Origin of the sequence: Terrisporobacter sp., assembly GCF_017888745.1 — a bacterium.
Lineage (GTDB): Bacteria > Bacillota > Clostridia > Peptostreptococcales > Peptostreptococcaceae > Terrisporobacter.
The window spans coordinates 1-7674 of sequence record NZ_JAGHFM010000098.1 but is presented as its reverse complement, the minus strand read 5'-3'; the positions used below and the strand labels follow the sequence as shown (position 1 = coordinate 7674).

Sequence of the window (7674 nt, the reverse complement as noted above, 5' to 3'; positions counted from 1 at the left end):
TAAATAAAAAATACAATTGCTATAAGTAAGTAATATACTAGAAGATAAAGAAAAATAAAAAGATTGAAATCACAAAAAAATATATGTTAGAGTATCCCCTCATCTCCACCATTCAAACCCTCGAAAACGAGGATAAGAACTACTAAGTTTATGACTTAGTAGTTTTTTTATTTGAAAAATTAAAATAAAGGCTGGGAAAAATAACTTGACTGAATAATAAGTCTAGAATATACTTTAATTATAAATCATAAAAAAATATAATGATTGAATAATAAGTCTAAAAGGGGGTGTTAATATATGTTAGGTTTAGAATTCATTGTAAAAATGAAAAATATAGAATACAAAGATATAGCTAATTACTTGGGTATATCGTCTCAAGCAGTTAGTGATTGGGTAAAAGGTAAAAGAAAAATACCAGATAATAGAAGCGAACAGCTGAGTAAATATTTAGGGATTGATAAGGAATTAATATATAAAGATCTAAGTGAAGATGAAAAATTAAAACTACATTATAAATTAAGTGAGATAAAGGACTTAAAAAGTAATATGGAAGAAGACAATGTTTCTAATTTTACTCAGATAAAGTTCGATATAGAAGAATATAATGACGATTCCAAAGAAGTATATACTACTAGTGATTTAGAAAAAAAGATAAGAGAAGAAAGAAGAAAAATTAAAATAAAAGATGCAGATATTATGGTATCTCAATTGAAAGAAATGTATGCTGATAGAGAATCTATAGATGTACACCCAGAATTTCAAAGAGTATTTAGATGGACATCTAAGCAAAAATCTAGATTTATAGAATCTATTTTATTAGGAATACCAATACCTCCTATTTTTGTTGCAGAAGATGAAGATTTAAATTGGGATATTATAGATGGAGTTCAAAGATTATCAACAATTTTTGAATTTTTAGGAATTTTAAAAGATGATGAAAATAGAACTTTAAAACCGTCTGTACTTGTGCAAACAAAAACTTTAAAAGAATTAGAAGGAAAAGTTTGGGATAATAAATATTATTAACATAAATTTTCATTTGAACAAAATAAATATTTAAAAAATGCATTTTTAAATGCGACATTAAGAATAATCAAAGTAGATACAGAGAGTGATCCAAAAGCAAAATATGATATATTCGATAGGCTTAATACAGGAGGAAGTAGACTAAGTCCTCAGGAAATAAGAAACTGTTTGGCTATAATGCTTAATAGAAATTTTTATACATGGTTAAGGCAATTATCATATAATCCTGATTTTATAGGATGTATGCCTTTGAGTGATAATGCTATAAAGGAGCAGGATGATTTAGAATATGTATTAAGATTTTTAGTATATAGAAATATTAAAAGTTCAGAATTCTCATCAAGTGATGAACTTACGGAACTAATAACTGATAAAATGAGAGAGCTTTGTATAACAGATAACTTAAATTATGAGAAAGAGAAAGAGGTATTTGATAAAACATTTGAACTATTACAAAATGCTTTAGGAGATGATGCGTTTAAGAAATATTATGCTGAAAAAGATAGATTTAAAGGAGGCGTTATGATATCTTCTTTTGAGATAATAGCTATAGGAATATCTAATAATCTTGAGGATATTTTGAAATTAAAAGACCCTACTGAATATATAAAAGAAAAAATAAAAAGTCTATATAGTAATAAAAAGTACTTAGAACTACAAAAAGCTAAAATAGCTAGTCAGAGAGGTGTAACAAGGTTTAGTATTTTAACTAAATTTGGTACTGAATATTTTAGCTGTAAATAAAAATTTTAATAGTAAATATATAAAAAGAATAGATATATATCTATTCTTTTTATTTTTATTAATGTTAATATTAATATGTAGAGATTGGATGTATACTTAAATAGTACCAATTACATATTTACATATTAATATAGGTAATATAATATAAATGCTGTACTATTTATGTTGGATTAACTATTAATAGGTAGAAAGAAAGGTAGCAAAAATGAGTAAGAAAAAAAAATTCGAAATTGAAATAGATAATTTAATTAAATCGTGCTACGAGAATATACATTTAATAAATAAAGAAAAATATAATCAATATTATACTCCAATTACTATAGCAGATTATATGGCGGGTATGTTTAATAACAGGTCAGAATCTATAAATATACTTGATCCAGGTTGTGGATTAGGCATATTAACTATGGCAACAGTAAAATATTTACTGAAAAGGAGTAAAATAAAAAAAATATGTGTTTTAATGTACGAAATAGACGATATAGTTATATCTCATCTACAAAATAATATGGAAGAATTAAAAAATATATGTACTAAAAAGAAAGTTGAGTTAATATATACAATAAAGAATGAAGATTTTATTTTTTCATCTATAAATTTATTGAAAGAGAATAATCAGAAAGAGTATGATTATGTAGTCATGAATCCTCCATATAATAAGATGAGTAATGATTCTGAACATAAAAAAGCATTAAAGAATATAGGGATAGATGTAAGTAATTATTATTCTGCTTTCGTGCAGTTATCTTGTCAAATGTTAAAAAATAAAGGACAATTAGTAGCTATAACTCCTAGAAGTTTTTGTAATGGAAAATATTTCGATAAATTTAGAGATTCATTTTTAGAAATTATGTATTTTAATAAAATACATTTATTTGAGTCAAGAAAAGATGTTTTTGATAATGAAGATGTATTACAAGAATCTATGATATATTATTGCATAAAAGGTCAGGCAAAGAAAGATGCAATAGTTAAAGTTTTTCATAGTTATAATTCTACACTTGATAATATAATATCTACAAATATCTTATTAAGAGATATAATAGTTGGTGATAATAAAGTAATTAGATTATCTAAGGGTAAAGAAGAAGATGAGATAATTAGATGTATGATGAGAGTAAGATGTAGTTTACAAGATATAGGACTAGATGTATCTACAGGACCTGTGGTTGATTTCAGGGAGGATTTAAATGTTCTACATAAGAATTATATAGATGGAGATCAAGTAATATTATTTCCAGAACATATAAATAATAGAGAAATTAATTGGCCTATTATAGAAGGTTTAAAAAAATTTAATTATATAAGTACAAATCAAAATAATATAAATAGATTAAGAACTAATGGTAATTATGTAATTGTAAAAAGGATGACTTCAAAAGAGGAGAAAAGAAGAATTATATCAGCTCTTTACGTAGGTAACTTTTATAATTTTGATTTAGTTGGGATTGATAATAAATTAAACTATTTTCATATAAATAAACAAGGAATTAATATTGATATTGCAAAAGGATTAAATCTTTACTTGAATTCAACATTAGTAGATTCTTACTTTAGAACATTTAGTGGAAATACTCAAGTAAATGTATCAGATCTTAAAATGATAAGGTATCCAGATATTAGACAACTTAGATTATTAGGAAAAATGTATGAAAATGAGTTACCGTCTCAAGATATTATAGATAAATTAGTAAAAGATATAATATTATAATTAATTAGATTTGAATTATGTGAATGATATAATTGTGGATTTGATTGTTATGATTTGTATCCACCATTGAAATCCATGAAAAATACATTGATAATTTAGTCAATGTATTTTTTTGTTAATATGATATAATTTAAATATTATATTTTTGGAGGGGAAGAATATTAATGCAGTTAAAAAAAATAACATTAGAAGGATTTAAGAAATTTAGTAATAAAGTACATCTTGATTTTAGTGAAGCGAAAGAATTGAATACGATAAGTGGGAAAAATGGTTCAGGAAAAACAACTATAGCTGATGCAATGCTTTTGTTACAACAGTCTGTATTCTTAAAATTATTACAACAAGAATATCCTGATAATGAGTTTACTAAAAATGCAAGTTTACATTTTATAGAAAAGATTAAAGCCTATACAAATAAGGATAAAGCGAATATACAAATACTATTCCATGATAATGAAGATCCAATAGAAATTAATTTAGATATACTTATAGAATGTGAAGATGTTAAATGGGAAGTTACCTTTATTCAAGGAGAGAAAAAGCTTTTGGATTATTGGAAACTAGACAACCCAAATAACATTATAATGTTTATAGAATCGAATAAACATTATAATGAATCTGATATGAATTTTAGTGATCTGAGTATAGAAACGAGTTATGTTCTACCTGTTAACAAAGAGACTTGGATAACACTTAATATGATATTTTTCCCAAGTGATACTTTTAATTTATTATATAAAAATTTAATTAAAGACTGGGCATATGAGAGATTAATTCCAACAAAGGGAAAAGTAGATTTATATTATAAGATATCGGAAGAACTAACTACAAAACTATTTGAAAATATAAGATTTGACAATGTATCAGCAAATAATTTTAAAAAAGATGAAGTAGTTAAATTAGTTTCCAATCAAAACACTGGAGGTAAAAGATATGATTTGAGACAACTTAGTTCAGGTGAAAAGACTATATTTTACTCATTGATGTATATAAATTTAGTAGATAGAATAAGTGTAATGATAATGGATGAACCAGAAAATCATTTACATGAAGACTTAATATATAAGTTTTTAAATCTATTTAAATCACTATGTGACAGTGAAAAAACATATGCCGAAGTATTGAAAGACCTAGGGGTAAAGCCTAATATAATAGAAAAATATTATAAATTTAAAGGGAGTTCAAATAGTAAGATTGAACAAGTGTTTTTATTTACTCATTCTAAACCACTGATATATTCTAATTTTGATGAGGGTAGTAATTACATAATAGATACAGATTTGAAAATAATAAGATATGAGGAATGTGAAAAAAAATTAAGGGAATTAGGGGTAAGTGCATTATACAATAGAGTACTTTTTGTAGAAGGAAAAACAGAGGAAGAGTTATTTAGAAAGTTTATTACAAAAAATATAAAGATAGAGAAAATGGAAAGTTGCAATAAATTAGTACAAGTATATAGAGGAATAAAAGAGGTAGGTAGTTACATTAGGGATTTTAAATTTTTATTTCTACTAGATGCTGATGAAGCTAATGAAGAAAAGGTTAAGGATATATTAGAAGAAAATAGAGACGATTTTATATTGCTGGACAGACATGAAATAGAAAACTATCTTATCGATATAGATATTTGGTTAGAAGCATCATTAAGATTAGCAGATGATGAAACTAAAAATGTAATAAACTATGAGTACATTGAAAGTCAGTTAAAAGAATCTGCTTTGTCCCAAATGCAACTATTTAAAAAGCAATATATCTCTGGTAAATTAAACAATTCTCTAGCATCATTAATTAAATCTAACCATAGATATGTGGAGCTAGAAGAAGAAAAGTATATGCAATATATAGATCAATTAATTAAAAGAGAGAATATAGATAAATTTATAGAGCAATCTAAGAAAGTTTACAATGATTGTATGTCTAATTTTTCGGATGAGAGGGTTGAAAGAGACTGGATAAGTATATGTCCAGGTAAACAAGTTGTAAATATGGCATTAGGGAAAATAGCACCAAAGTTAGGAGTAACGAATCGAAGATTACTAGATGAAATCAAGTCTATATCATACAAGAAAACTAGTTCTCCTTTATATGAATTGATGAAAATAATAGATCAAAGACTTAAATAAAAAAGCTAAGAGAGTAGATATTTACTCTCTTAGCTTTTTTAAAAAGTAATTGCATTCATTAATGAAGTGTTTATTCTCAGTTAAAGTATCCTTATCAACATCACAAGAATCAAACCAATACTCTATGGCATCTAAAGAATATTGGAGCAAGAGATTTAATCTTTCTATATCTTGAGGCGATAGCTCTAAATTACTTTTCATAATTATAATCTCCTAAAAATCAATATGTCATATTATATGTATTAATTGATTAAAATATATGTAATTAATATACTTTTATTCAAGTTAGAATAGTAATATACTATTAATTTTATTAGCAGATATAGATGATAAAAATGAGATAGATAATATTATTTATAGCATTAGTAATAGAATTTATAGTTAGTATATATATTTGAATAGCTAATAATATAAAATGTATATTATATTAAATTGAGTATAATCGTGGGTATGATTTTAGTGAATCATCTCCACCATTCAAATCAACAAAAAAGATATTAGTAATTTACTAATATCTTTTTATTTTATAATAATGCATAATTGCTATAGAAAAAATATTTTAAAATATAAAAAAATAAGTATTGTAATATTTTAGAAAACGTTTTATAATATATTCATAGTAAATATGAAACGTGTAACTATTAAATTAGGCATGAGTTCTTGGATGTTTTTATTCTGAGGATTTGTGCCTTTTTGCGTGGAAAGGAAATCCTTTTATTTAATAGGGAGGAAATAAAGTGTTAAATTTTTTCAAAAAAAATAAAAGTTATAAGATACATGCAGTAGTGAGTGGTAACAGTATTAATATTGAGAAAGTAAACGATTCAATGTTTTCAAAAAAATTAATGGGTGATGGAATAGCAATTATTCCTAATAGCGATGTTGTTGTAGCTCCTTGTGATGGTAAGATAAATGTACTTACTGAGACTAAGCATGCTTTTGGAATAGTTTCAGATGATGGAGTTGAGATATTAGTTCACATAGGAATTGATACAGTAAATTTAAAAGGTGATGGATTCAAAAATGAAGTATCTCAAGGAACTATTGTTAAAAAAGGTGATCCAATAATACGTTTTGAAAGGGAAAGAATAGCTTCTCAAGGAATTGATTGTACAACAGTAATGGTTGTACTAAATCATACTGAATTCTCAAAAGTAAGTTGCATGACAGAGAATGATGTTGTTGCTGGACAAGATACTGTTATTGAAATTATGAAGTAATAGGAAGGATGTAATTTTATATGATAGCAACAAAAATCTTTAATAATAATGCGTTGTCTACAGTAACTGATGACGGAAAAGATGCTATTTTATTAGGACTTGGCATAGGCTTTAACAAACGTCCAGGAGATGAAATTAATGAAGATAAAATAGAAAAAATTTATTATGTTCAAGACAATATGCAAACAAAATTCTTGGAATTATTAAAGAATGTTAGTTCAGAAGTTATGGATGCATCACAAAAAATTATAAGTCTTATCCCAGGAAATGAAGGGAAGTTTAATAATAAGGGAATATTATCTTTAATAGAACATATTAGTTTTGCAATAGAGAGAGCAGAAAAAAATGTATTTTTACCTAACTTAATGCTTTCGGATATAAAGATTATGTATTCGAATGAGTTTGAATTAGGTACAAAAGCTTTAGATATTATAGATGAAATATGCCACATTCGTTTACCTAAAGATGAAGCAGGATACATAGCACTACATTTTGTTAATATGCAAGCAAATAATAACTTAGCATACGATACTTTAAAATTTGTAAAAGGTAATATTGATTTAATTAAAGAGTGCTATGGACTAGAATTAGATGAATCAAATTTAAATACAATACGTTTTATGACTCATCTTAAGTTTCTTGCTCAAAGGATATTTAAGAACGAAACTTATCAGGATGATAAAATGATTGAAATGTATGACTATTTAATTAATAATCATCCTAAAAATGTAGAGTATTTAGAAAAATTAAATGAGTATACTAAAAAAGAATTTAAGTATAAATTAGATAAGCCTGAAAAGATTTATTTATTATTACACTTAACAAAAATTTTATAAAAATAAAATGG

At 25.1% G+C, this 7674-nt stretch carries 7 protein-coding genes; 6 read left to right on the top strand and 1 reads right to left on the bottom strand.

All coding sequences use genetic code 11. From position 1 onward, the window contains the following. Window positions 1–297: 297 nt before the first annotated feature. From J7G74_RS05095 to J7G74_RS05080, 4 genes are all read left to right on the top strand, one after another. Window positions 298–1026: a GmrSD restriction endonuclease domain-containing protein gene (locus tag J7G74_RS05095; protein WP_297132681.1), complete on the top strand. Its 729-nt coding sequence runs from the start codon at window positions 298–300 to the stop codon at window positions 1024–1026. 177 nt (window positions 1027–1203) lie between these two features. Then, a complete protein-coding gene (locus tag J7G74_RS05090) occupies window positions 1204–1770 on the top strand; it encodes a hypothetical protein (RefSeq protein WP_297132678.1) in 567 nt (188 codons plus the stop codon). Between the two features lie 205 nt (window positions 1771–1975). Next, the gene (locus J7G74_RS05085) at window positions 1976–3481 is read left to right on the top strand and encodes a class I SAM-dependent methyltransferase (protein ID WP_297132676.1); all 1506 of its coding nucleotides are present in this window, start codon (window positions 1976–1978) and stop codon (window positions 3479–3481) included. Between the two features lie 164 nt (window positions 3482–3645). After that, window positions 3646–5607, top strand: coding sequence for an ATP-dependent nuclease (locus tag J7G74_RS05080; RefSeq protein WP_297132673.1), 1962 nt, complete (start codon window positions 3646–3648; stop codon window positions 5605–5607). Between the two features lie 21 nt (window positions 5608–5628). On the opposite strand, the gene J7G74_RS05075 is transcribed toward J7G74_RS05080, so the two are convergent. Further along, window positions 5629–5808 carry a hypothetical protein gene (locus tag J7G74_RS05075; RefSeq protein WP_297132671.1) on the bottom strand — a complete coding sequence of 60 codons (180 nt, stop codon included), beginning with the start codon at window positions 5806–5808 and terminating at the stop codon, window positions 5629–5631. Window positions 5809–6344: 536 nt separating this feature from the next. Between J7G74_RS05075 and J7G74_RS05070 the strand changes: the two genes are divergently transcribed. Both J7G74_RS05070 and J7G74_RS05065 read left to right on the top strand, forming a co-directional pair. Next, window positions 6345–6827, top strand: a complete 483-nt coding sequence (locus tag J7G74_RS05070; protein WP_297132670.1) for a PTS sugar transporter subunit IIA — start codon at window positions 6345–6347, stop codon at window positions 6825–6827. Between the two features lie 20 nt (window positions 6828–6847). Beyond that, window positions 6848–7663, top strand: coding sequence for a PRD domain-containing protein (locus J7G74_RS05065; RefSeq protein ID WP_297132668.1), 816 nt, complete (start codon window positions 6848–6850; stop codon window positions 7661–7663). Window positions 7664–7674: the final 11 nt, after the last annotated feature.

Coding starts and splice junctions, on each gene's coding strand:
- J7G74_RS05065 (WP_297132668.1), top strand. CDS start 6,848: ATGATAGCAACAAAAATCTTTAATAATAATGCGTTGTCTACAGTAACT.
- J7G74_RS05080 (WP_297132673.1), top strand. CDS start 3,646: ATGCAGTTAAAAAAAATAACATTAGAAGGATTTAAGAAATTTAGTAAT.
- J7G74_RS05095 (WP_297132681.1), top strand. CDS start 298: ATGTTAGGTTTAGAATTCATTGTAAAAATGAAAAATATAGAATACAAA.
- J7G74_RS05085 (WP_297132676.1), top strand. CDS start 1,976: ATGAGTAAGAAAAAAAAATTCGAAATTGAAATAGATAATTTAATTAAA.
- J7G74_RS05090 (WP_297132678.1), top strand. CDS start 1,204: ATGCTTAATAGAAATTTTTATACATGGTTAAGGCAATTATCATATAAT.
- J7G74_RS05075 (WP_297132671.1), bottom strand. CDS start 5,808: ATGAAAAGTAATTTAGAGCTATCGCCTCAAGATATAGAAAGATTAAAT.